The organism is Paenibacillus litoralis (genome assembly GCF_046244365.1).
Classification (GTDB): domain Bacteria; phylum Bacillota; class Bacilli; order Paenibacillales; family NBRC-103111; genus Paenibacillus_V.
The window spans coordinates 7,069,718-7,094,646 of record NZ_CP176395.1; the positions used below are offsets into that span (position 1 = coordinate 7,069,718).

The window sequence follows — 24,929 nt, forward strand, 5'->3', positions numbered from 1 at the left end:
AAGCGTCTTGGCAGAAAAAAAGCCGCAGATGCAATAAGCGCACAGCGGCTCCTTCAAAACTCGGCTACTTCAAGCTGCCCTTATTGCTGTCGTACCATTTCTGAACTTTTGCGTTAATCTCTTCCCCGCCCAAATTGCTCCATTCTTTCTTAAGCTCCTGGATGCCCCACTCTGGTGTCTTCGCTTTGCCGCCCATGGTGACCTGCGTAATCAGTTCCTGCCATTTCTTGGTGAATTGTCCGGCAACACTCGAGTACTCGTCTACTGTTGGCGGATAAGGGAAGTCTTTCCGGTACGGAGTGGATTCCGAAATTTTGAACATCTCTCCGCGCAAACGAGCGATCTTCTGCTGAATCGGATCATCTCCGGCCGCCGCCAGCATCGATTCCGCCGTCATTTTCTCTTGATTGACAATCCGATATTCGCTCATGAAGCCAACTTCTTTCTTGAACTTATTCGGATCCGAGATGACCGGCAGACCATTCTTCACAACGTGGTCTTCTCCTTCTTTGCCATAAGTTAACGTTTTCCAGCCATCGTCAATCATCCAGTCTACAAACTTCATGCCCGCCTCAGGATCCTTGGCATTCTTATTCAGAATCGTTAAAAGGTAGTTTGGCTGTTCCTTCTGATAGCCGTTGGTTCCATACTTGGTCGAAAGCACGCCTACCGGCGCTATAACGGCATTGGGCTGATTTTGGAAAAATTCCGGATATAGTCCGTCCGTCATCGTTCCGAACATAAATCCGGCTTTTCCCGTTACCCATAACTGCTTCTGTCTTTCATAGTTTTGGTCCGTAACAAACTCTTTGTCTACCAAGCCTTCGTCGTATACTAACTTCCGGAAGGCAAGCGAATCTTCGTACCTGCCCGTGAAGAAGTTCAACGTCGCCTTTCCATTCTCAAGGAACCACTCTCCGCCGCGTGCCATGAACCAATCGTCAACGATTGCGCCATACGCTCCCGACATCGCAATCGCGGTCGTATCCTTCGCGTTATTGCCGTCAGGATCCTTGTCCCGGAAAGCTTTTGCTACTTCAATCAACTCGTCGACGCTGGTTGGCATCTTCAGACCCAATTTGTCCAGCCAATCTTTACGTACCCAAATTTGCGTTTGCGCCCTCGTCGGTCTCACGCTTGCAATAGCATACATTTTCCCATCAAAAGTAACGTACGGGAGAAGCTCCGGGTGCTTTTCAAGGTAGGCCTTGTATGACGTACTATATTTTTTGACATATTCATCGATAGGTTGCGCGACACCTTGACTGACAAAGCGCGCCAGCATCGCCCGGTCGTAGGACGTAATCAAGTCAGGGGCTTGACCCGATGCGACCAATACATTAAATTTGTCCTGCTCTTCCCAGCGCGGAATGGGAGTCCACGACACGTCTATCCCAGACTGCTTGTTGATCCAATCTGTCCACTTGTTTTTTTCATATGTGCCTTGATCTGCGGCTACCGCACCGCGATCATAGATGGATGCCGACACTTTTCCCGAACTCTTCTTAGGAGTGGACTGGCTTCCTGTTTCCGCCTTTTTTCCGGCATCTGCATTCCCCCCCGTCGCTCCTCCTCCCCCTTTGCTGCTGCAAGCGCTCGCCATGATCGATGCGGCAATCAAAGTGACGACGGTCATCGTCATCCCTTTTTTGTTTTCCATCTGTCTGTGACCTCCTGAACTGTATTTGATTCGGAAAGCAATCCCGCTTCCGTTGCTATCACTATAAGAACATGGGTAGTTCTCTGACTAGCGACAAAATTGCAAGTTCGATTACATTTTATCGTTTATACGATACATCGCAAAAAATGAAAACTCGAGCGGGAAATGTAACTTGCCGCCGTATCGTGCATTGATTTAAGATTAAAAAACATTTGGTTACCAGACTTCATTGGAGGTGGCTTCTTGCTTAAAGGAAGATCCACACGGATTCAATTCGTATATGCTCTTTTTTTAATGTTCATTGTTTTATGTACAGTCATTGTCTCCTATTTAAGCGGTACGCAGCGATTGGAGCAAGAAGTAGTTCAATCCAATCTGAACATGCTCGATCAAATCAACAAACGAATCGAAAGCATGCTAAGCGCCATTGATCGGTCGACCATTCGTTTGCTCCAATCCAATGACGCCCAGTTTTACTACAATACAGCCCGTTCCCAGGAAACGAACTATTTGCTTCAACTCTACAATGTTCAAAAACAGATAGGCCTCTTAAAAAATTCGAACTCCAATATCGCCTCCATCTACATGTACTCCAAACGGAACAATACCGTTCTTTCTGATGAATTTCATCAATCGCTGGAGGATAAGAAAGCGGCGGAGTGGGTTACAGCCTATGCAGAGGATCCTTCTTATTACATATGGGTAACTCGCCCGCTTGAAGATGAGAATCGCTCCTCGCAGCCTAATGTTACTCTGATTCGACATTTCCCTGCGGCGGAGAAACCGGAGAATCGAACCGGCATGATCGCCGTTAACATCCAGGAAGAAAGCTTGTCCCAAATGTTCTCGGACTTGAGGTTCAACGGCAACGGGAACGTCTTTGTGATCGATCGTCAAGGGATCATTCTATCGCATAGCGACAAAACAAAAATCGGTCAACAGTTTGCGTCGGATTTGCGCATGGAGGATATAGGGACGCGTAATGACAGCGGTTCTTTTCATTATACGAACGGCAAACAATCCGAATGGATTTTCTATGTCAATTCGCAATATACAGGCTGGAAGCTTGTCTACATCGTGGATCAGAAACAAGTAAGCGATTTGTTCCTGACGATCCGGAATGTATTAATCGCACTTGCCGCTTGTATGATCATCCTATCTATTGGCTCAGTCGTATTTTTGAATAGAAAGTGGTTTTATCCTGTCGAGCTTTTTATCAATAGCGTTGCGCAGCTGGTGGATAAACAGTCCGGTCACACCAAACGTCCCGGGGACAAACCAATCTCCACTGAACTCGGATCGCTGGAAAACCGCATTCGCAATATGGTTGCCAGCTATTCGGATGCGGAACGGCAGCTTCATGAAAACAAGCCTATGCTCAAGCTGCAAATATTGTTTGATATATTCGTAGGTCATCGTTTGCGTTATGATTTGGCCAAAACTTATTTCGATCATATCGGAATCTCGATCTACCCTAGCAACTTTCTCGTTATGACTGCCGAGCTGGATAATCGAATCACTCATGAGCATGTGAATGACGTTAATTTGTATCTATATGCGATCAGCAACGTGGCCGAAGAGCTGATGAATGTGGAGGATCAGCCTTTATGCGGCGCTGCCGTTCAGATTAACGAATATCAGGTCGCCATACTCGTCAGCTTCAAAGACAATCATCCCGATTCAAATGAACGGCTGGCACGATCCTTCGCCCAATCCTTGCAAGAGGTAGTAACTGCCTATTTCAAACAGACGATCAGTATTGGCATCGGCTCTCACTATGAACAGTTCAGCGATATACGGCTCTCTTATCAAGAATCGCAACAATGGATTCATTATAAAATGGTAGCCGGGCGCAATTCCATCATTACGCGACACGATATCACGGACGATTCAAACAGACTCCTACTTCTTTATGAGCTAGCCGAAGTTTTACTGGAAGCGGTCAAGCAGGTTGATCGCGAGAAAGCGTCTAAGGCCATTGACTCGATGTTCGGCATAATCGCTGACAGCAATATCATTCATCAAGGCATCGTTCAATTTGCCTTACAACTCATCTATCGAGCCGGAAGGGCGTCGGCAGACGAGACCATAGCAGAATATTTGAAAGCAAGCTATGTACGGATCGAACAAAGCCTGGAGCATTGCGAAACGATAGACGATATGAAGCAGCGTCTTGCGGAAATCATGGACAATATTTTCGAAACGATGCTGGAGAAGCGAATAGCGAGAAAACGAACATGGAATGCTGTCGAAGAGATCATTGCGTACCTGGATAAAAATTACGGAAATACCGAGCTCTCGCTCAACTATCTTGCGGAAAAATTTCATTTGAGCCCCGGCTATCTGAGCCGATCCTTTAAGGATTTCACGACGATAAACTTTATGGATTACTTGATCCAAATTCGAATGAGCGCAGCACAAACCTTGCTAAATGAGAGCCAGCTTTCCATTAACCAAATTGCCGAGCAGGTTGGTTACGCAAATGTTACGAGCTTTATGCGCAGCTTTAAAAAAATCCACGGATTAACCCCTTCCGAATATCGGAATGCTTTGAAAAAATAGCATCACATGATCTTGATTGCCGGAATGCAAATTCCGGCTAAAAAAAGTACATGACCCAGCAGGTGCTGCCGGTCATGTACTTTTTTACTAAGAGTTTCAAATGCTATTTTTCACCTGATTGATCGTGGGGTACCCACACAGTCGCCGAAGCATTCGTCATATTTCCCGCGTTGTCGGTAACCGTATAAGTGATCGTATACATCCGCCCTGTTCCATTACCGGCTCTTTCCGCACGGAGCATAAAACCGGTATCGAAGGTACCAAACTCCGCTCCTTGAATATCATTCGGCTGGTCTCCATCCCCCGAGCCGTTATCCGGTTCGTTGCTTGTAATAGAGGTGAGTATGATGGAGTTTATGGAGTTTACTCCCGATAAGCTATCGGTTGCGTTAACCGAAGCCATGATTGGTACAAGTTGATGATTGGGTGGCCAAAGCTTGTTCTTATCCAAAACCACTTTTAATGCCGGTGCCGTTTTATCAATCCGAACTGTGGCGGTATGTTTAGTTTCCACATTGCCTGCCTTGTCCACGCTCCAGTACATAAGCGTATGCGTGCCATCGGCCGTGATCGTAACCTCTGTACCGGGTTGTTGAGCGCCACCATCCAGAGTATAGTAGGTATTTGCTACGCCAGAATCTTTATCGCTTGCTGTTAGCGTGACCGTTATGTCTTTGTTCATCCAATTTTCAGGAGCGTTGTCAATCGTAATCGGCGGTGTATTGTTAGGCGTCACGCTATTCGAAGGGGCCGAAGAATCCGAGTCGCCCACTCCATTCGTGGCGATCACCGAAAACGTGTAAGATGTCCCGTTCGTTAAATTCGCGATCGTAATCGGACTTGTCGTTCCCGATGCGGTCCCGACTGCAGTCGTTCCGTCCCATGCAGTAACGGTGTATCCTGTTATAGGGCTGCCGCCGTAATTCTGCGGGGCTTCAAAGCTAATATCGGCCTCGCCGTTACCCGCCACGGACGATACATTTGTGGGTGCATCCGGCTCTCGCACATCACTATTCGCATTGATTCGAACTTCTCCAATTAACGGACTCCAGCTCTGCGCACCTCCCGCCGTCCAGCCGACACGAACAAAATTAGCTGACTCTATATCGAGCAGGCTGTAGGACACTGCCGCCCAGCCTTGTCCGGGACGAGGTATCATCTTCACCTTGTCGCCTGCAGGAGTCCATTGTATGCCATCGATAGAGGTCCAAAACCTCAACAGCGGCGAAAGTCCAACCGTACGCCGGTCGCTTGGCGCATAGTAATATGCCGTCAGAACGATATCGGTAATTTGATTGGCTCTCCAGGTCATATAAGCGGAGTCCTTATCATTGCGCGCCGCGCGAGACGGATCCGGAATAAGGGGATTCACCCCATTGTCCATGCGCGTATTCGGCGAGCGGTCATAAACTTTACTGAAGTCATTCAGCGGATCGACAATCGTTATGCCCTTCTGCTGCGCCGCCTCTGACCAATCTCCACTAACTTGATTAAGATTGACGCCTTGTACGCGATACCAAGCGCCAGAAGGCGCATTCAAATCCGTCCAAGGCGTTTCATTGTCCGTAGCGCACGAATTGCAAACCATCGTCCATGGTCCGGAGGAACTCGTCGTCGAGCGCTGCACGATGTAAGCGGCCGCTCCGACAGCCCCTTCCCAAGCCACCACATTATCATTGCCCACCCTTTGAATAAGAGAGATTTTCGGTTTTGCAGGGATGCCTAGCGGAGGCTCGTTCACACCTTGCATGGTATAGGCATGGGAGCGCAAACGGGCAACATCGGCGCGCATATTGATGGATACGCTGCGTTCATCAACGAGATCACCGGGATATCGCAGTGCGAATCCATCCGGATGCTGGATATAGCCGTAGTTGTCCGCATGCCCCCACAAGGACCAATAGGTATCGCCCGCAACGACTGGAGAATTCTCAATTAAAGTCAAAAAGTCGCTCAGCGTCGAAGCCGCGGTGCAAGGTCCGCAAAATCCATTAACGAACCCGTTCCTATTCCATCCGTATTCCCCCACAACCAGAACTTTGCCGGCTGTTTCCACCTGATCAATCGCACTTTGAAGCTCCACTGTCTTCATTGGATAAGGGTGAATATTATAGATGTCTACATACGGGAGAGCGAGGTGCGCCGTAACATCGACAGGTACCCGCTGCGCAGGATCGTTCGCCGGGAACGATGTGACCGGATTCACTAACAGATCATCTGTACCATCATAGACTAATTGCTTGGCGCCCGATTGCAGCTTGATATGTCTGGACAACTTGTCGGTCCAGCTCGTCAGTACATCTCCCCACCATGTCCTCAGCTCATTGCCGGTTTCCCACGCAAAAATCGCTGGGTCGTCCTTCCATGCAATGCCGGTGTACCGATTGACATGGTTCAGAAGCTTGTCGACATATTCCTGAAAGAGATTCCATGTCCCCGCATCGGTCCAAAACTTCTGTGCCGGATCCTGGGTATTGGATATGCCTGCCCAGTTGGCAAAAAATTTCCCGCAACCCTGGTAATAGCATTGATCAGGCCGGCCCACCAAGGGGACAATCACTTTCAGATCATGCTCGGCGGCTTGAGCTAGGGCAAAATCCATGCGCTCCAAAGCCTCATTCTGCCACACATCCTTAGCGGGATGCCAGCACAACGCACAGCCGACGGACATGCCGAGCCCCTGCGCCCTGATCACGGTTGCCCCCATATATTTTGCCGTAGCGAGCTGATCTTTAACTTCAAAATCGCTCGGATAGCACAAGCCCGTCCTGTTGTCTATCGGATTCGGTTCCGAAGCGCAGCCCTCTTGCATGATGACCAAACCTAGCAGATTGGCGCCGGAGAACCGAAACGAAGCGCCATTCAGAAGCAATTGGCTGCCCGATCGAGTTACATAATCGCCGGCATAGGTGGCATTGGCGACACTGTTAGTCAAATTCCATGCCAACTCATCGTTTGATCCGCCAAACTTCTGTGCGTTTGTATGTGAATAAAGAAAAATCTCAAAGATAAGCAAAAAAGCGAGGACTAGAGAAATCATTTTTTTGTTTTGAATCATACGCAGCCTCCAAATATTTCGAATAATTTAAGGCAGACCGCCAAAACAAACAACCGCCATCTAATTAAGGTTCATCATAGTTCATAACCTCCCCGTTTAAAATTTACGTTGATGCCTATTACATGCTGCCGGAATGACTATAATCTATTGTAATCGCCACGACCAGTAACAACATTTGCGAACAAATAACATTTCTTGCATTCTGGTTCCAAAGCAAAAAAAGCAAGCAAACGTCAAAGATGCTACTTGTCATCAAACATTGCCAAACGACCGAGCCGTCGTCCAGTCGCAGCCATGATTCGAAGCCGCGCTTTTTACACACGAAAGGACCTCAAATTCCACTACAAAGTGGAGGATGAGGTCCTTTTTCTTGAAGAAATTCGCTTCTAAGTGGGGCTCAATAAATCACAAATTGATTTTGGGTCACTCGCTTCATTGAATTGTTTTATAACCGCATATCCATTCTTGGATGCATTATCGTAGCAGCTTTGTATTTGACAATCATAACTGCAATTGTTAAATTAGCAAGATCAATCGCAGACCCTGTGTCATTTCTAAAATAAACAGTGACCGTATCTGTTGCCGTAACTTCTGCCCACATCCGTATACCGTTTAATGCACGGTTTATGGAGCAAACAACAGTATCACCCATAACCGCACCCGGTAGAGTTAAAGTAGTAGAAATCTGCGTATCTGTTGCAATCGATCTTTCCGCATTACTTCCTGCCTTCCATTTGTCCGATATAATCGTTCATTTCCTTCAGATACGTTTGGCCGAACTTCGAATGCCAGTCCCTGCCCGTTCACTCCTTCAACGATCCTAGCAGCGCCCCTTTGACAAAATATTTTTGCATCAGGTCCACTTTTGGAAAAGTCCATTAAAGGACTCTATTTACCATTAAAGGACTTTATTTTTCATTAAACATCTCTATTTAAGTTCGTCATGGGGGACATTGCAACACTTAAGGAGCCGTCTCCAAAAACTTAACGTCCGGCAGCTTATCCATCGCGGTGCGAAGCGCATACTCGTTCTCGAAGAGGGCGACGAAGTTGCCCTTCTTGTCCTTGACGAGCTGCGAGTTAATGCGGAATTTACTTGCATCGATATTGTCGCCGACAATCCAGCGGGCGAATTGATAGGTCATTCGCTGCAGCTGAATGTCAACGCCGTATTCAGCCTTCATCCGATACTCGAGCACCTCGAACTGGAGCTGGCCGACGACGCCGAGAATCGTATCCTCGAAGCCGATCGTCGTAAACACTTGAATCGTGCCTTCCTCCGTCAGCTGATCGATGCCTTTCTGGTATTGCTTATGCTTAAGCGCATTCTTGACCGTTACCTTGGAGAAAAGCTCGGGCGAGAACGTCGGCAGCTCGTCGAACATGATATCGCCCTTTTGGCTGAGCGAATCGCCGATGCGGAAAATACCCGGATCGAACAAACCGATAATGTCGCCCGGATACGCCGTGTCGACAATGTCGCGGTCCTGTGCGAGAAACTGCTGCGGTTGAGCCAGCTTGATATCCTTGCCGGCCCGCACATGGCGGACGCTCATGCCCCGTTCGAACTTGCCCGATACGATACGCAGGAACGCAATCCGGTCGCGGTGCGCCGGGTTCATGTTCGCCTGAATTTTGAAGACGAAGCCGGAGAAATTCTCTTCCGTCGGCTCGATGCTGCCGGCCGTGCTGTTGCGCGGCTCCGGTATCGGCGCCAACTGCAGGAAGTTGTCGAGGAACGTCTGCACCCCGAAGTTGTTGATCCCGCTGCCGAAAAACACCGGCGTCAGCTCGCCCTGAAGCACCTTCTCCATATCGAAGGGATCGCCCGCCACGTCGAGCAGCTCGAGATCCTCGCAAAGCTTCTGGTGCAAAAACTCGCCGGCGATTTCCTTCACCAGCTCATCTTCCGGTCCGCTCACGTCCCTGACGCTAATATGCGTGTGCTCGTCGCCTTTAAACAGCTCGAGCCGCGTTTTCTGCCGGTCGTATACGCCGCGGAAGTCGCGTCCCGAGCCGATCGGCCAGTTCATCGGATACGAGCGGATGCCAAGCACCTGCTCCAGCTCCTCCAGCAGGTCGTAGGGGCTTTGCCCTTCGCGGTCCATTTTGTTGATGAACGTAAAAATCGGAATGCCGCGCTTCCGGCAAACCTGAAACAGCTTCTTCGTTTGCGTCTCGACGCCCTTCGCGGAATCGATCAGCATGACCGCGCTGTCGGCGGCCGTCAACGTCCGGTACGTGTCCTCGGAGAAGTCTTGGTGACCGGGCGTATCCAAAATGTTGACGCGATGGCCCTCGTAGTCGAACTGCATAACGGACGAGGTAACCGAAATCCCCCGCTGCTTCTCGATTTCCATCCAGTCGGAGGTGGCATGCTTGCTTGCTTTTCTCGCTTTTACCGTACCGGCGAGCCGGATCGCGCCGCCGAACAGCAGCAGCTTCTCCGTCAGCGTCGTTTTCCCCGCATCCGGGTGAGAGATGATTGCAAACGTCCGCCGTTTGGCGACTTCCGTTTGCAGTTCTTTGCTTAGCGTTGTGGTCATTCATCTATTCCTTTCTTATCGGCATGCGAAAAAGGTTCGTTGGCTTGGCGTGTATCAATCGAAGGAGCATCCTGACGAAAGATGGGTGATTGGTCGGAAAGTTTACGGGCCGCCTTTTGAACTCTCGTTCTACCTTAAAATCCGATCCCGGAACGAGAGTTCAATGGAAGGCTGGAGGCCAATCACCCATCTGTAGTCAGTAAAGCTCCTCAAGCCGGTTCTCACCGCCGCAACTCACCATTTTTGCATGCCGTCCCTTTTCGCCTATACTTTAGCAGATTTCAGCTTGACCGTCCAATCCGCTTCCTTGATGTACGTCCGGTCGATAAACTCGCGTCCGCGCAGTACGACTTTGTCGGCATGAACCTGCACGAACAAGCCTTGCGACGTCGCTTTATTTTCCTGCTGGAAGCTCCGGTTCAGCGTACGGCCGACCGACGCGTTCATGAACCAATGGAACGTTTCCTCTACGTAGTGAGGGTTCCCGTTGCGGAAATCCTGATGCTGATGACCGGAGAATACGAATACATTCCGGTAAGGCTTCAAAATCTCGCGGAATTCCTTGGCGCGAATCAAACGGTGAGAGCCTCCGTCCTGGCCGATCGCCGGCAGCGGCTGATGGATCATGACGAAGACCGGCTTGGGATCGTCCTTATGCTTCGCCATTTGCTCCTTGAACCAGTTCATCTGCTCGTCGGAGTACCAGGCGCCTTCCCCTACTTCCGGCTTTTCCTGCACGTACGTCTCTTGCGACAGCATAATGATATGGTAGCCGTTAACGGTAAAATCGTGGTACACCTTGTTCAGGCCGAACTGTTTCATAAACGTTTTGCGCGTCTGGTCGTCGGTTTTGCCGTTCGGCATGGCGTCTTTGTTCCACTGCCCGTCCTTGTCGATCCATACGTTGTAATAGTCGTGGTTTCCCATATTCGCATGAATCGGCGGTAGCTGCTTATATTCTTTCATTACTTTGTTGTATTCGCGGTAGTCCGAATCCGTGCCAGCATCCGTTACGTCCCCGGTGATGAGCAGCGCTTCGATTTTGGGATCATAGCTCTGGACATCGTCCAGCGCTTTGCGCAGCTTGTCGCTCGGCTCGGAAATGCCGCTATTAATATGAAGATCGCTCAAAATCATAAACGAAAGCAGCGGCCCGGTATCCTTCGCCTCGGCCGTCGGTTTGGGCGTAGGAGAAGCGGTTGGCGAAGGCGAGGGCTCTTCGGACGGCGGACCCACCGTTTGCTTTTGCTCGCTCCCCGGTCCGAGCCATTTCCACAACCCGAAGAAAGCCGCCGTCCCCGCGGCAAGCATCGAAAGCAGCATTTTCATAAAAGACCGTCTGGTCATATTCATTGTCCTCCCTATCGAAAACGCCTTCATAATGCGGCAAAAGCCGCTAAGTGCACAAATAGACCCGTACTGTACATTATAGCTTTTTTTCGGAACGGTTGCACGGGAAAAATGACTTCCTATACATAAGTAATCATATGAAAAGCAAGCGCAACAAAAAAAGCGCGAACGAAGGATCGTTTGCAGCCGGACGCTGCCCCTTGTTCCGCTTTTTTTCTCATATAACCCGAACCTTACTTGAGCGACATGCAGCCGACGGCTCGTAAAAGCCGACACTTCTGGCTTCTATTTTACAGGACGACCGTCGTGTTTCCTCCAAAAGGAGCCGCCGCCGGCCCCCGGTTCGCGTTGTCGCTTCCCGGCGAACCCGCCGAATCGCCCGATGGCGCAGCGCTGCCTGTCGATGCCGCGGGATTCTGCATTTTGCTCGTTCCCTGAAATACGCCACCGTCGTCGATCACGAAAGCTGCCGCCTGTACGTTGCCGAAAACCCGCCCCGTCGCCCGGATCGTCAATTTGCCTTTGGCCGTCACGTTGCCGTTTACGCTTCCCGCGATGACGACGTCGCGCGCCGACAGGTTCGATTTGACGCTCCCCTTCTCGCCAACCGTCACGTCTCCCTGGCATTCGACGTCCCCGATCATTTGTCCTTCGATGCGGACGCTCGCTTCCGATTTGATTTTGCCCTCGTATACGGTGCCTTCGCCGATCAGCGTATCCGTCGTATTCGGATTGATACGGGGCTTGTCTTTCTTCTTGAACATCATTTATTCTTCCTTTCGGGTTGAATTTAGATAAGGCCGAGGATCGACCGTTTGACCGTTCACTATCACCTCATAATGCAGATGCGGACCCGTGCTGCGTCCCGTCGAGCCGACGAGGCCGATTTTCTGCCCTTTTTTGACGTTATCGTCTTGGTTGACCAATATTTTGCTTAAGTGCATATACCAGGTTCGTATGCCGCTCGCATGTTCGACCACGACATTGTTTCCGTGCAGGTTATCCGATCCCGTCGACACGACGACGCCGTCCGCCGTCACAAACGCCGGATCGCCCGCATGGGCGGCGAAATCGATTCCGCTATGAAAGCTCAGCTTGAACGTAAACGGATCCTTGCGATAGCCGTAGCCCGACGAAACGGTATGAATATCGGCCGGATAAATGGACGGCGTAATCCGCAGCTGCTCCTGCTTCTCCAGCACCTTCTGCTTGATGACCGTCAGGCTGCTCTGAAGCTCGTTCATGCGCTCGCTGAGCAGGTGATAAGTCTGCTTCGCATCCTTGGAAAGGCGAGCGATCTCCTCATCTTGGACGGGAATCAGCGTACCGCCTATGCCCGTTCCGACCGGCGCGGTTTCGGCTGCCGATACGGCTTTACCCGAACCGGCGTCAATATCCGACAGCGTTCGCAAATCATCCTCGAACTTCTCGATTTCCTGAACCTTTTTGATCATTTGATCGGCGTGCTGGGATAGCTCGACTACCTCATTTTGCAGCTTCTCGATCGCCTCGTCCTTATCCGAAACCGTTTGCTGATAAGTTAGTGCGCGCCCGCTCAATTCGGATTGCAGCTTTGCATTGTGCAGCAAAATGTTGGCGTACTTGCCGTAAATGACGACCGCGAAAAACAGAATGCACAAGATGACGGCGGCGGCAGCCCACACGGCGAACGGCGGCATACGGAAACGGATGACGGAACGATTGGCATCCGGAATGATCATGACGGTAAAGGTGCGTTTTCCCCACTTGACGTTCATAACAGTCTCCGATTCTCGTATTTGGTCTAAACCCGGGAATTTTCCATCCAAATATTACATTTGATCTATTCTACATTTTTCCCGAAAAAACCTTCCGTTCTGACATGATTCACCAAAAAATAGGAAAATAGTAGCAGAGGAGAATGCGTTCCGCGAATCGAAAATAGTAACCCATAATGGGAGAACGACATTTTGTTAGGAGGAAAGTATGAGCAGACTAGCAGGAATCGATATCGGCAATGACAGTATTAAGATCGTACACGACGGATCGGGTACTCCCGTTGTGATCCCGAATATAGTTACGCCAGGCTACGAACGGCTTATTTTGCAGGAAGAAGATGCCGCGCTTAAGGCGCTGGACGTGACGGTTCACAGCCCTTCGCTTGCCCAGAACAACAGACGGTGGTTCGTCGGCACGCTCGCAACGGAGCTTGACGATAATTCCGAGCCGGAAGAAACGGACAACAAGGCGCTGTCGGACCAATCTTTAATTGTCGCGCTTACCGCGCTTGCCTATACGGGAATAGTCAGTCAGACCCAGGCCGGAAGTAGCATTTCCCAAGCCACTGAAGTCGAATATGTAATCGGAACCGGACTTCCGGTGCGTACGTACAGCAAATTTCACGAAAAATTCGAGCAAAGACTCGTCGGCGAGCATGAAGTTACTTTCCTGACCACGCCGAAGCTGCGGAATTGCAAGGTGAAGGTCATCGTTCGCAGGGCGATCGTTTCCATCGAAGGCGCCGCCGCTTTGTTCAATCTGGCGACCTACGATAATTTGCAAGTTAGGGACGAGGAAATTTACAACGGCTGCATCGGCGTGTGCGAGATCGGTTCCCTGACGACGGATCTGCCCGTGGTGAAACGGATGAACATCGACAATCATTTCAGCTATGGCGAGCAGACGGGAATGGCGGTTTATCTCGATGCGATCATTCGCGACGTCGAGGACGAATTCGGGTATTCGTTCCCGAGCCGGGCCAAGCTGGCGCAGCGCGTGAAGACGCGCGACTACGTCATCCAGCGCATCGGGGAAGGCCAGGCAAGCATTCAGCCGATCGTCGACCTGTACTTCAGACGGGCCGCCCAGCGGGTCGTCGAGCTGATCAAGAAGAGATGGAAGAAGTATCCGGACATCCAATGCTTCTATGTCATCGGCGGCGGTGCGGCGGCATTGAAGCCGTATATCATGGAAGCCGCTGGCTCGATCAAGCTTCGTTTCGTTCCCGACAGCGAGCTGCAGAACATGTACGGCTATTTAAAGGTAGCCAAAAGCCGCGTCAGCCAAGCCGCCGTTTACGCGGAATAGCGAGGGCTTATCGGTGGCGGCAGCCAAGGATAAGCGACTTACGGCGTCTGCGGCGTCTTGACGCTTATCGCTTGCCGAGCATGCCGCAATCGATGGCGAATGTCGGTCTAACCTTTCGACACATGCAAAAAGGCCTGCATCCAAGCCGTTTCCCCAGGAAACCGGCTTGGATACAGGCCTTTCGTTTACTTATCGTGCCTTGATTACGACGAGATCAGCTCCTCATGAAGCAAACCTCCGGCACTATGCGGATGCGACTATGCAGGAAAGGCTTCGCCGCCCTACCGCTTCGGCCATCGTACCGGATTGAGAACGGACGCCGGAATGCCGCCGAGCTCCCTCATGATTCCGGCTCGCAGCTCCTCGCCGATCGCCGGGCCGCTCATTAGCTTTATCGTGTCGTTAAGCTGCCCGTCCGTCTCCGCCCCAATGACGAGACTTGCGATTTCCGGCATATCGCGCACGAACGAAATCGCAGCCTCCGCCACCGTGAACCCTTCCCGCTCCGCCAGCGAACGAAGCGTCCGCAGCGGCGCAATGGCTCCAGGCACCCTTTCCGCAACCGTTTCCTCGTCCATCAACAGCAAACCTTGCAAAAAGACGCTCCGCGCAAAGACGATTTTGCCGGCTGCCGCAAACTCGCGGATCGCGCCTTGGCGAATCAAGCGGTGATCAAGCACGTTGAGCGGAATTTGCAGCGCTTCATAAACATCGTCCTTTATGATTCTCCACAACTGCTCGTATTGCTCGTCCGAGTGCCCGTCGATGGAGACGCCGGCCTTTGCGACCAGCCCGTCCCTCTGCAGCTTGCGGAGCCTTCGTGTAATCGTCTCCCCGTGCTGCAGGAGCACGTCGGGATTATGGAGCAGCATGACGGGAAGCTGCCCGATTTGCAAACGGCGAAGCGTCGACTCGGTTTTTTCGTCCATGAGCCTCTCGATTTCCGCTGCGGATAATCCCGTCTCGAGCGGCAGCGTCATTTTGGATACGAGTACCGGTTTATCCGGCCTATTCGCAAAAAATTCGCCCAGCAATACCTCGGCGTCTCCATAGCTGCCTGCGGTATCGAAACCGGTAACGCCGCCTTTCGTTGCCGCCTCCAGGATGCGAAAAGCGTTCGCTTTATCCGGTTTGCCGCTTGTATTCGCGATACCGTAAGGAATGCCGAGCTGAACCGTGCCCAGCGTCAGAGCGGATATAGGCGTCCCGCCGATTTGAAGCGTTGGCATGTCTGTCATCCCCCTTCTACCAGTTCGTCCAGCCGCCGTCCACCAGCAGGTTATGGCCGGTGACGTAACGCGAAGCTTCCGAGGCCAGGAAGACGATCGGTCCTTTAATATCGTCGTCCTCACTGAATCTTCCGAGCGGCGTCAGCTTTTTGTAGTTGGCGGTAAACGTCTCGTTCATGATTTCGTTTTGCGTCCCGACCGGATTGTAGCCGCCCGGGCTGATACAATTGACGCGAATGTTGTAACGCCCGTAGTAATTGGCCAGCCATTTGGTCATGCCGACCATCCCCCACTTCGCGTAGGTGTATTCGATGCCGCTTGTCATGCCGGTATCGCCGTAAACGGGAAAGTGAGGGCCGACCGCTCCCTGAATGGAGCCGATATTAATAATATTGCCTTTGCGCCGGGCGACCATCGGTTTGACGACTTCCCGCGTAATCAGCATGGTGCCCGTTCCGTTGACGTGCTGAGCGGCTTCCCAGCCTTCCTGCGTCGTCTTCTCCAAATCGTTAAGGCCGACACGGGAAACGGAATTGTTGACTAGAATGTCAATTTGCTTAAAACGCTCCGTCACCTCGGCCACGAATCGGCAGATGCCTGCCTCATCGCCTAAGTCAAGCTGCATGCCGAACGCTTGATGGCCGGCTTCCCGGAGCACCGACGCCGCTTTCTCGCAGCTGTCCACGTTACGGGACGCGATAATGACCGTCGCTCCCGCCTCGCAGAGGGCTTGCGAAATATGAGCGCCGTACAGGCCAGATCCGCCGGTTACGATCGCGATTTGCCCGTCTAGATCAAACAACTTCTTCGTATGCATGATGATTTTCCCCACTCTCTTTCAGCATTGGAATTCCGTTTAAGGATTTGATTGGCTTTAATATATAATATGGTATTACCAATATACTATAAACAGACCGGGATTGCACCAATTAAAATCCGCTGGGGGGGTTATTTTAAAGCTTTACAGCGGTGACTCCGGCCATTTGCACCGGCGGGCGGTTTTCGCGGGATCCGCGACGGATAAGAGCCTTTGCCGTCGTCTATTCCGCGCTTTTTCGGATAGTCGGGGTATTTAGAAGACTCCAACGTCGTCTATATGCCCCCGTCAGGCAGTTTTCGCGGAATCTGCGACGGATAAGAGCCCCTACCGTCGTCTATTCCGCGCTTTTCCGGATAGTCGGGGCATTTAAGAGCCTCCAGCGTCGTCTATTTGCCCTCCAACAGAGAGAAAGCCAACCGTTCGTCACGAACCGGTTGGCCTTTTCCATTACTTATATAATCGGAGCAACAAACCTTTGCCCGGCTCCAACCGAAGAGCGCAAATTGTTTCCGCAGCCTGCTCCTCCTGGAAATCCGGAATCGGCGGAATTTCACAACGCACGCTGCCGGCGTCCCAACCGAGCTTCGCCCAATCCACTTCAAGCGAGCACGTAACCGGCTCTCCCGCCCAGCTAGCCAGCGAGATGAGCAATTCATCCTCGCGCTTGTACACCGTGGCGAGCACGTCGTCGCGCCCCGTCCGCACCGGGTTCTCCGGATGCCAATAGCCTAGCATTTCCGCATCCTGAATACGGAAACCATCCCAAAGGCGCCACAAATGCTTAGGCGTTTGGCCATGCCAGCCAAGCCGGTTCGTCATCCCATACGCCATGCCGCGCCACGGATTACCGCCTCCCTGCAGCATTTCGCCCATCAGCCCGAACGGAATGCCGCTGATTTCGATCAGCCAATAGTCCGGGGCCGCCGCGTTATAGTCGAAACCTTCGCCTATCCAGAGGCTGTCCAGATAAGGGAACAGTTCCATGTACAGGTTCGCGTTGCTGCAGAAACCGGCCAGGTCGTTCATATGATTCCACGTATGAAAATCGATCAGACAGCCCGATTTGGCGCGGTCCAGCACTTTGCGCGCGCGGCGGATCGTCGTCCGGTCGTAAGCTACGTCATCGATATAAATGCCGTCGATGTCCGTCTCGCGCAGGAGCCATTGCAGGCCCTCCAGGTAGTAATTCACCATTCGCGAGGTTCCATCCGAAATGATGGCCGCATCGATCGCACCTGCATATTTTCCTTCGGCAAACTCGTGCTTCCAAGCCGGAATGACGTCGTCGCCCAGATGCTCCCGTACCCAAGCTGCGGCATCTCCCTGCCACAAAATGCTGGCCGCCGAGCCGTTCGGCGGAGGGAATATTTCATCGCCCAAGCTGCGCAGCGCCTTCAACTCCGCCATATGATCGGTCATTTCGCGCACCGTGTAGTACAGCTTCGTCTTCAATCCTTTGCCGTGAGCTTCCGCGACGAACGCCTTCACGTTATCCGTTTCGTAGAACGGATAGTTAATGAAAGGATGCGCTTCGGCCCCGTGATGGATATTGATGACGTTGGCCCCGTGCTCAAGCGCCTCCTGCTGCCACGTCTCCATTTTCGTTTTCTCAGGCGGCCGGTGATAGTAGCGGTTGTTCCAGTGTCCGGTCATGTCGATCGGCTTGAGCGGCGTAATCATCAAATCGAAGTTATAATGGAGCTCGCTTCCCGCCTCGATCTCCCGTTCCCCGCTGAATGCGCGAAACTTGACCGCGCCGTCCTCACGCACAAGCGCAGCGCCGCCTTTGCCTCCGTTATCCCAGCTGCCCGGTACGAGCAGGGGGCGATGCCGATAGTAGATGTTGACGAACGGTTTCCGGTAGTTCTCGCCCTTCAGCTGACACCGCAAGCCGGCATTAACGTCTCCGAGCCAGAACGAATCCTGGTTGACCGAAGCATCCCATTTCCATTCCAGCGATTCGGGTAGCCGTCCGCCCTGCTTGCCCATTCCCATGCCGTATCGGGCTACGTCCCCGGCTACCGGGATATCCAGCCGGATATCCCGGACGCGCACCGCTTCTTTGGCTTTCAGCGTAACCTGGAACCAGACATAGCCGTCGTATTCCAGCCCCGCCCGCACGATCATCTCGAAGCGCTCGCTCTCGCTTGCCGCCTGCCACTCCGCTGCGCTGCCTGAAGCGGCGGCGATGCCGCAAGAAAGGCTCCGCCATTCCTCAGCAAGGCTTTCCGCCGTCTCCGCAATAAGCGTAATGGGGGATGCGATAATGTCGCGCCCCTCCCCCTGCAAACCGTCAACCGAAGGCGAGAAATAGCTGACGACCCGCTCCGGAAAGCCGGTATCTCCAAACGTAAGCGTCCTTCCAAGGCAGGAAACGGTCCTCCCCGCCACTTTTACCGCCGTGTACGGGGCGGTCACTTCTTCGTCGGCGGCGATGTCCGAGTTCAGCCAGCGCAGACGGGATAGCCGCCACAGCTCGCCGTCTCCCGCGTCAGGCAGCGGTTCGCCCTCGACACACAGCTTCACGTCCAGCTGCCGTTCCGCCGCTCCTTCGGCCAGCACTTTCCAAACGCCTTCATAGACGCCGGGCGGCGTGCTTTCGGGCACCTCGATGCCGACCCACATCGCTTGCACATTCCCGTGCGGCACGGCAACCTTCTTGCGCATGATGCGGCCTTGATAGTCGTTCCCCGCCGTTTGCAAGCAAGTCATCCCGGATGCCGGGATCGTCCCTCCCTGCTCCGAGCGCAAATCCGCATAATCGACGCGAACATCATACAGCGTCCCCTCCGCCGCGCATACGACAACCTGCAGCGGATAATATTCGCCGGGACGCGCTACCGCTTTGAACGTCTCCCCGGCGCTTGAACCGGCTAATTTCTCCTGCGGCACATCGCGCGCCGTTAGAACCGGACGCTCTCTCGTCTCCAGCCAAGCCCGTACGTTTTGTCGCGTCGTTCCCATCTCGACTCACTCCCATCCGTAATCGGCACTCTACCTGTAACGCTTATTTCGTTTCAACAGCCTCCTGCGCCAGCGAAACCGCAAGCGCCGCATACCGGTCAAACATCCGCCGGGAAACGTCAACCGCATCGCCGGCAGGCTCGACGGCAAAATCGTCCGAGCGGTTCATCCAGCCGATTTCCCATTCGCGAATATTGTCTTCGAAAGCCGCCTCGTCAAAGCCGTCCGAGTTGTCGATGGCCGCCTCCAGCCTTGCGCCAAATTGCTTCCAGCGCTCCAAATAGTAGCCCTTCAGCATGCCCGACCATTGCCGGTGGGAATAATCGTCGAACGTAAGCGGCCTCGGCCACCATGTCGAGATGAGCGTGCGCGCATTGAATTCGTGCAGCGCCTTCTCTTCCGCCGTCTTGCCCCATTTGCGGGCGCTCGCTACCCATGGCCCGACGAGAAAATGCTTGTTCGTCGCCGTAAGTTCATCGAGATCGGCAATTACCGTTTCCAGCAGCATCCGGCTTTCCCCGAATGCGGCGCGATCGCGGTTGCGGAAAGCGTCCACTATCCGCAAATGGAGCGGCCTGATGAGATGCGACAGCACTTCCCTGCCCGTATCAACTAGATCGTATTGATAGCCCGCCGCGCCGCCCAGCTCGCCGCCGCAAGCAAGCAGCGTTTCCCAAGCCCGGACCGTCGTCGCCATATCGTAAAAGGGAACGATCCTGCCATTGCACACCCGCTTGATTTCCAGCTTCGGACGGGCGCATACCGCCGCTTCCTGATTGGCGTTCTTCGCATAAACCGATTCGCGCAGCAGACGCCAGGCTTCTTCCGCGTCCGCCGATTGTTTGCCGTACCGGCGCAGCAAATATCCCGCCGTCCACTTGTCCAAATCGATCGCTTCCGTATGCCATGTCATTTCGGCGAGCAAATCGTACAGCACCGGATTTTCCTCAATCGCTTCCGGTGCGAAGCCGATACCGGCCATGTGTCCCCGGCTCGGATCATGCAGAGCTTCCACGGGACCGTTCGCAACATTCGCCATGCTGCCGTGCATACCGTTCCTGCCTCCGAAATTATGCAGCATGCACCAAATCCACGGCTTCCCGTAAAAGCCTTCCGTCGATTTCCATTTTGGCGAAGTTTCGGCATACAGATCCAGCAGGATCAGATGATCGTCCGGCAGCGCCCGTACGATCGGCTCCGACATCGACCAGCTCTGCATGACCCAAACCGCCTGCGAATCGTTTTCCAGCATCGCCTTGCAAACCGCTTTTGCCGATTCCGTCAAATATTCCACCGAGGAATCGGGGGATTTCCCCTCGTGGAACAAGTCCATCTCATACAGATGGTTCGTCCCGTACAACCGCTCCTGCTCCTCATAGAAATAGCCTGCCGCTTCCGCAAACAGCGGATCGCGCGGATCGAGAAAATGAATGCCCGGCATGCCGAACCACGATTTCAGCTGGGTGATGTTCGCATCGGGACGCTTTTCTTTAAGCGCTTCCGGCACATGGCCGTAGAAGCCCGAAAGCACCGGCGTCATCCCGTACGCCCGCTGGCGTTCGAGTATTTTCAGCTGCAGCTCGCGCTGCCCGTCGATCCAGCTTTGGGGCAGCGGCCCACCCATACCGTCGACATTGCCCATATAATGCCACGCCAAGTAGGCCGGTCCGGTCAAATGCTTCAGCATGTCTTCGCCGGATAACCCGAGCCTGCGTCCCGTCGCCATCCAGACCGCTTCCTGCCCGGTTACAGCCAGCGGCATATTGACGCCGTGAAGCGCCATCCAATCGATTTCCCGCTCCCAGCGCGCCCAGTCCCACCACGTCATGCTGTAGTTGAATGTGCAGAAATTGTACAAATACCGGTGCCGATATGGCGTATTCCGGCGTACCGGCTCCGCGACCGGCGGCAGTTTGTCCGGCAGTTCGAGCTGATCGCCCGACCATGAAACGTGGCAGCCGCACGTATATTTTAAATACCAATGCAGCGCAGAGGCGATGCTTACGCCGTTCGGTCCGCGAAGCACGATGTTCCCGTCCCTGTTGTCGATTTCAAACACGTCCAGCCCGTCAGCCGGCTTCACCGTTTCCAATACGAACTGATCGGCATGCTTGGGGAGCAAACGCTCCAACAGTCCTTTTACAACCTCTTGTCCTGACATCGTTACAGCCTCCTGTTAAGGTAATTCGGAACGGTTCCGCCTTCATTGTATAGGAAGAGCTTCGAATAGGATTTGCACGGCACTAATGGAATTCAAATAAATTTTACTTTATTTGTAAAATAAAAAAATCACCGCTCTTAGGAGGCGGTGATTCCTGTAGTCTTGCAGGTATGAGGTGACCGGGTACCCCGCCCTCCGTTCTCAGGATGCCACATACTGCCGGACCAGCTTCTTGACTTGCTCTTTGTCCGGTACCCAGTACCACAGCGGCATGCCCATCAGCGGGTCGTCCATCATCGCAGAGCGCCCCGGTATTTGCACATACGCAATATCATCGAAGCTGAAGCCTTTGAACAACCAAGCCAGGCTGATGAGATCCGCGTCCGAAAAATTCGTCTCCACGACGTCTTTCTTCACTTTGCCGATCAGGGCCGGAAGCTCGACGAGCTTCTCCGGCTGAAGAAGCTGCCCGAGAACCGCCTTCATCAACAAAATTTGATCCGCTTGCCTGCCGAAGTCGCCGTTCTCGAGCGAATAGCGTTCCCTGACGAAAATAAGAGCCTTCTCGCCATCGAGATGCTGCTTCCCGGCCTGTAAAAAAAGTTGGTTGTCTATCCGCATCTCCCGTTCGATTGCAAGGTCGACGCCGCCGATCATATCGATGAATTCCTTAAAGCCTTTGAAGTTCATTTTGGCAAAATAGTGGATCGGCACACCCAGCATGTTGCTTACCGCTTGGATGGCCGCCTCCGTTCCGCCTTTGCTGCCCGCCTTCGCATGACCGAGCGCGTGAGCATGATTGATCTTCGTTTCACCGATTCCGGCCAGCTTCACCCGCGTATCCCGCGGGATCGAAACGACATTGATCTTCTTGAGCGTAGGCATCACATGAGCCAGAACGATCACATCGGTCCGAGCCGCCTCCTCGTTGTCCGTATCGACGCCAAGGAGAAGCACATTGAACGCTTTTTCATCCTTCTCGACCGGCCAAACGGCAGGATCTTCCGGCTCGGCCGCAGCAGCCGGCTCCGGCGTCGCGCTGGGAACCGCTTCGGCTTCGGATGGTTGCGATTCACTTGCGGAAGACGGAGTGGCGGAAACTTCAGGATCCTCCGCCTCGGGCACGTTATAGGCTTCATGCGGCATCGCCAAGACTGGATACGTTTTGTATCCAAAGTGATGGGCCGGATGAAGCTCCCAAACTAGCCATGCCGCCGCGACAACAGTGAAAACGGCGCCAATTTGCAGCATTTTCTTCCAATATTTCATTCGCGCATCTCCGTTATTATTCTTTTATGATACAAAATGTATCATATTTTCGACGGAGAATCTACTGTTTTTTCGCTTCGGCTGCCGAACCTTGTGCGCATTCGTTCAGCCTCACTGTTAACTACGCGTAAGTAAAATCAAGCCATAAAGACGCGCATCCTGCCGCTGCATAGCGCCAGTCTTGCATAAAATACAACATTCTCCTCGGTTTTCTTCAAATCCCGATTGGTTGTTGTATGAAATACAACATTCTCCTCGGTTTTCTTCAAATCCCGATTGGTTGTTGTATGAAATACAACATTTGGAAGCGGAAATGGTTCTGCCCTCACCTTTTCAATGGGATTTGTTGCAAAATATGCAGCATCTCTCGAATTTCCTCCCCATGAAGAGCCAAAATGCTGTAAAACATACAACATTCCCTCTACCTCCTCCAGCTTTGCCAAGCTCAGAACACCAGATAAGGTAATCCGCTTCATCCCCGTAATCGAGTCGGATAATCGAGGCGGGTTGGTGTAGTGCGGTTGATTTTCAATCAAGAAGGAGTCGCTATGGAGCTTGGGGGTATCCTCTGGAGGAGCGTGAGCGTTCGCCTTTGTGATCGGGAAATGTCCCCATCCGGCGGCTTTGATGAAAATTTCCTGAGCACTAGCGTGATCGCGAGGAGTTAAAAAACCGTGCCCGTGAGAAACCGGGCGCGGCTTAACCAAATTACACGAGTATCCTAGTCGGGACGAGTGCTGCCCTTCTCTTCTCCTTTTCCCAGACGGCGAAGGCGCGTGAGGGAAGCGGGTTGGTGAATTGCGGTTGATTTTTAATTAAGAATGAGTCGCTATGGAGCTTGGGGGTATCCTCTGGAGGAGCGTGAGCGTTCGCCTTTGTGATCGGGAAATGTCCCCATCCGGCAGCTTTGTTGAAAATTTCCTGAGCACTAGAGTGATCGCGAGGAGTTAAAAAAAGCCGTGCCCGCGAGAAGCCGGGCGCGGCTTAACTAAATTACACGAGTATCCTAGTCGGGACGAGTGCTGCCCTTCTATATTCCTTTCCCAGACGGCGAAGGCGAGTGAGGGGAGTGGGTTGGTGAAGTGCGGTTGATTTTCTATTAAGAATGAGTCGCTATGGAGCTTGGGGTATCCTCTGGAGGAGCGTGAGCGTTCGCCTTTGTGATCGGGAAATGACTACGATTCGGCTTTGATGAAAATTTCCTGAGCACAAGAGTGACCGTAAGGGGGTACCCCGGGCTTGATAGCTTGTCATTCTAATATTTTAAATCTTTTGCTTAGAATCTCTTGCCTTTATCTTTCGCCATTTATCCTAGCCCTTCATCCCTCGCCTTCGCCCTCTCCCTCACCGCCAACCGCCGTCACCCTACCCTTTGACGGCGCCAATCATAACGCCCTTCACAAAATACTTCTGAAGGAACGGGTACAAGCACAAAATCGGAATCGTCGCTACGATGATCGTTGCGTATTTGATCGTTTCGCCGATCGGCATTTTGTCGCCGCCGCCGACGCCCGTCATCATCGAGTCCGTACTGTTCGTGATGAGAATTTCCCGCAAAATAAGCTGCAGCGGATACAAATCCCGGGTACGCAGATAGATGAGTGCGTTAAACCAAGCATTCCAATGGCCAACCCCGTAGAACAGGATCATGACGGCCACGACGGGCATCGAGAGCGGAAGCACGATGCGGAACAGAATCGTAAAGTCGTTCGCTCCGTCCAGCTTCGCGGACTCCTCCAGGCTGACCGGGATGCCCTGAAACGCCGTACGCATAATGATAAGGTTGTACGCGCTCATGGCTGTCGGGATGATTAACGCCAGCCTGTTGTCGAGCATGCCGAGACCGTCGACCAGCAGGTAGGTCGGAATAAGTCCGCCGCTGAAAAACATCGTGAACACGATCATGAACATGATCGGATTTTTCCACATGACGTTCTGACGCGACAAGGCGTAGGCGCCAAGGGAGGTCATCAAAATATTCAGCACCGTTCCCGCCACCACATAAAGAATGGTGTTCGCGTAACCGGTCAGGATCGACGGATTGTTGAACACGAGCCGGTACGCCTCGAAGTTCAGCCCTTTGGGGTACCAGATAAGCCCCCGCACCTTCACGATCCAGCTCGGATCGCTGAGCGACGCGAACAGCACATACAGGAATGGATAAATGGTGACGATCGAGAGCACGACCATGAACAAAATATTAAACAAATCGAATGTACGTTCGCCAAAGCTGCGTTTCATCAT

At 52.7% G+C, this 24,929-nt stretch carries 15 protein-coding genes; 2 read left to right on the top strand and 13 right to left on the bottom strand.

The genetic code is table 11. The annotated features are described in order from the left end of the window. Window positions 1-64: 64 nt before the first annotated feature. Window positions 65-1,660 carry an extracellular solute-binding protein gene (locus ACKGJP_RS29705; RefSeq protein WP_409342383.1) on the bottom strand — a complete coding sequence of 532 codons (1,596 nt, stop codon included), beginning with the start codon at window positions 1,658-1,660 and terminating at the stop codon, window positions 65-67. A gap of 348 nt (window positions 1,661-2,008) precedes the next feature. On the opposite strand from ACKGJP_RS29705, the gene ACKGJP_RS29710 reads away from it, so the two are divergent. Further along, window positions 2,009-4,222, top strand: coding sequence for a helix-turn-helix domain-containing protein (locus tag ACKGJP_RS29710; RefSeq protein WP_409342384.1), 2,214 nt, complete (start codon window positions 2,009-2,011; stop codon window positions 4,220-4,222). A gap of 103 nt (window positions 4,223-4,325) precedes the next feature. On the opposite strand, the gene ACKGJP_RS29715 is transcribed toward ACKGJP_RS29710, so the two are convergent. From ACKGJP_RS29715 to ACKGJP_RS29735, 5 genes are all read right to left on the bottom strand, one after another. Continuing rightward, window positions 4,326-7,280 carry an OmpL47-type beta-barrel domain-containing protein gene (locus tag ACKGJP_RS29715; protein WP_409342385.1) on the bottom strand — a complete coding sequence of 985 codons (2,955 nt, stop codon included), beginning with the start codon at window positions 7,278-7,280 and terminating at the stop codon, window positions 4,326-4,328. 962 nt (window positions 7,281-8,242) lie between these two features. Further along, window positions 8,243-9,826, bottom strand: coding sequence for a peptide chain release factor 3 (locus tag ACKGJP_RS29720; protein ID WP_409342386.1), 1,584 nt, complete (start codon window positions 9,824-9,826; stop codon window positions 8,243-8,245). Between the two features lie 264 nt (window positions 9,827-10,090). Beyond that, a complete protein-coding gene (locus tag ACKGJP_RS29725) occupies window positions 10,091-11,173 on the bottom strand; it encodes a metallophosphoesterase family protein (RefSeq protein WP_409342387.1) in 1,083 nt (360 codons plus the stop codon). Window positions 11,174-11,466: 293 nt separating this feature from the next. After that, on the bottom strand, window positions 11,467-11,943 hold the full coding sequence (locus tag ACKGJP_RS29730; protein ID WP_409342388.1) for a polymer-forming cytoskeletal protein: 477 nt from the start codon (window positions 11,941-11,943) through the stop codon (window positions 11,467-11,469). Next, complete coding sequence (locus ACKGJP_RS29735; RefSeq protein WP_409342389.1) at window positions 11,944-12,933, bottom strand: peptidoglycan DD-metalloendopeptidase family protein; 990 nt, start codon at window positions 12,931-12,933, stop codon at window positions 11,944-11,946. A 208-nt stretch (window positions 12,934-13,141) separates the two neighbouring features. Between ACKGJP_RS29735 and ACKGJP_RS29740 the strand changes: the two genes are divergently transcribed. Next, window positions 13,142-14,242, top strand: a complete 1,101-nt coding sequence (locus ACKGJP_RS29740) for a hypothetical protein (protein ID WP_409342390.1) — start codon at window positions 13,142-13,144, stop codon at window positions 14,240-14,242. Window positions 14,243-14,523: 281 nt separating this feature from the next. Here ACKGJP_RS29740 and ACKGJP_RS29745 read toward each other — a convergent pair whose 3' ends face one another. The 7 genes from ACKGJP_RS29745 to ACKGJP_RS29775 form a co-directional block, all read right to left on the bottom strand. After that, window positions 14,524-15,471 carry an aldo/keto reductase gene (locus ACKGJP_RS29745; RefSeq protein ID WP_409342391.1) on the bottom strand — a complete coding sequence of 316 codons (948 nt, stop codon included), beginning with the start codon at window positions 15,469-15,471 and terminating at the stop codon, window positions 14,524-14,526. 16 nt (window positions 15,472-15,487) lie between these two features. Next, entirely contained in the window at window positions 15,488-16,288 is an 801-nt protein-coding gene (locus ACKGJP_RS29750) for an SDR family NAD(P)-dependent oxidoreductase (RefSeq protein ID WP_409342392.1), read from the bottom strand. 450 nt (window positions 16,289-16,738) lie between these two features. Then, window positions 16,739-19,255 (bottom strand): glycoside hydrolase domain-containing protein, encoded by a 2,517-nt coding sequence (locus ACKGJP_RS29755; RefSeq protein ID WP_409342393.1) that lies wholly within the window; start codon window positions 19,253-19,255, stop codon window positions 16,739-16,741. 43 nt (window positions 19,256-19,298) lie between these two features. Continuing rightward, on the bottom strand, window positions 19,299-21,416 hold the full coding sequence (locus ACKGJP_RS29760; RefSeq protein WP_409342394.1) for an alpha-N-acetylglucosaminidase: 2,118 nt from the start codon (window positions 21,414-21,416) through the stop codon (window positions 19,299-19,301). Between the two features lie 201 nt (window positions 21,417-21,617). Beyond that, a complete protein-coding gene (locus ACKGJP_RS29765) occupies window positions 21,618-22,685 on the bottom strand; it encodes an LCP family protein (protein WP_409342395.1) in 1,068 nt (355 codons plus the stop codon). 137 nt (window positions 22,686-22,822) lie between these two features. Further along, window positions 22,823-23,392 (bottom strand): hypothetical protein, encoded by a 570-nt coding sequence (locus ACKGJP_RS29770; protein ID WP_409342396.1) that lies wholly within the window; start codon window positions 23,390-23,392, stop codon window positions 22,823-22,825. A 658-nt stretch (window positions 23,393-24,050) separates the two neighbouring features. Beyond that, window positions 24,051-24,929 (bottom strand): carbohydrate ABC transporter permease, encoded by an 879-nt coding sequence (locus ACKGJP_RS29775; RefSeq protein WP_409342397.1) that lies wholly within the window; start codon window positions 24,927-24,929, stop codon window positions 24,051-24,053.

What these genes read in the sequence shown, in the direction of transcription:
- ACKGJP_RS29705 (WP_409342383.1), bottom strand. Translation starts at nt 1,660, where the DNA reads ATGGAAAACAAAAAAGGGATGACGATGACCGTCGTCACTTTGATTGCC.
- ACKGJP_RS29715 (WP_409342385.1), bottom strand. Translation starts at nt 7,280, where the DNA reads ATGATTCAAAACAAAAAAATGATTTCTCTAGTCCTCGCTTTTTTGCTT.
- ACKGJP_RS29720 (WP_409342386.1), bottom strand. Translation starts at nt 9,826, where the DNA reads ATGACCACAACGCTAAGCAAAGAACTGCAAACGGAAGTCGCCAAACGG.
- ACKGJP_RS29725 (WP_409342387.1), bottom strand. Translation starts at nt 11,173, where the DNA reads ATGACCAGACGGTCTTTTATGAAAATGCTGCTTTCGATGCTTGCCGCG.
- ACKGJP_RS29730 (WP_409342388.1), bottom strand. Translation starts at nt 11,943, where the DNA reads ATGATGTTCAAGAAGAAAGACAAGCCCCGTATCAATCCGAATACGACG.
- ACKGJP_RS29735 (WP_409342389.1), bottom strand. Translation starts at nt 12,933, where the DNA reads ATGAACGTCAAGTGGGGAAAACGCACCTTTACCGTCATGATCATTCCG.
- ACKGJP_RS29740 (WP_409342390.1), top strand. Translation starts at nt 13,142, where the DNA reads ATGAGCAGACTAGCAGGAATCGATATCGGCAATGACAGTATTAAGATC.
- ACKGJP_RS29745 (WP_409342391.1), bottom strand. Translation starts at nt 15,471, where the DNA reads ATGCCAACGCTTCAAATCGGCGGGACGCCTATATCCGCTCTGACGCTG.
- ACKGJP_RS29750 (WP_409342392.1), bottom strand. Translation starts at nt 16,288, where the DNA reads ATGCATACGAAGAAGTTGTTTGATCTAGACGGGCAAATCGCGATCGTA.
- ACKGJP_RS29755 (WP_409342393.1), bottom strand. Translation starts at nt 19,255, where the DNA reads ATGGGAACGACGCGACAAAACGTACGGGCTTGGCTGGAGACGAGAGAG.
- ACKGJP_RS29760 (WP_409342394.1), bottom strand. Translation starts at nt 21,416, where the DNA reads ATGTCAGGACAAGAGGTTGTAAAAGGACTGTTGGAGCGTTTGCTCCCC.
- ACKGJP_RS29765 (WP_409342395.1), bottom strand. Translation starts at nt 22,685, where the DNA reads ATGAAATATTGGAAGAAAATGCTGCAAATTGGCGCCGTTTTCACTGTT.
- ACKGJP_RS29775 (WP_409342397.1), bottom strand. Translation starts at nt 24,929, where the DNA reads ATGATGAAACGCAGCTTTGGCGAACGTACATTCGATTTGTTTAATATT.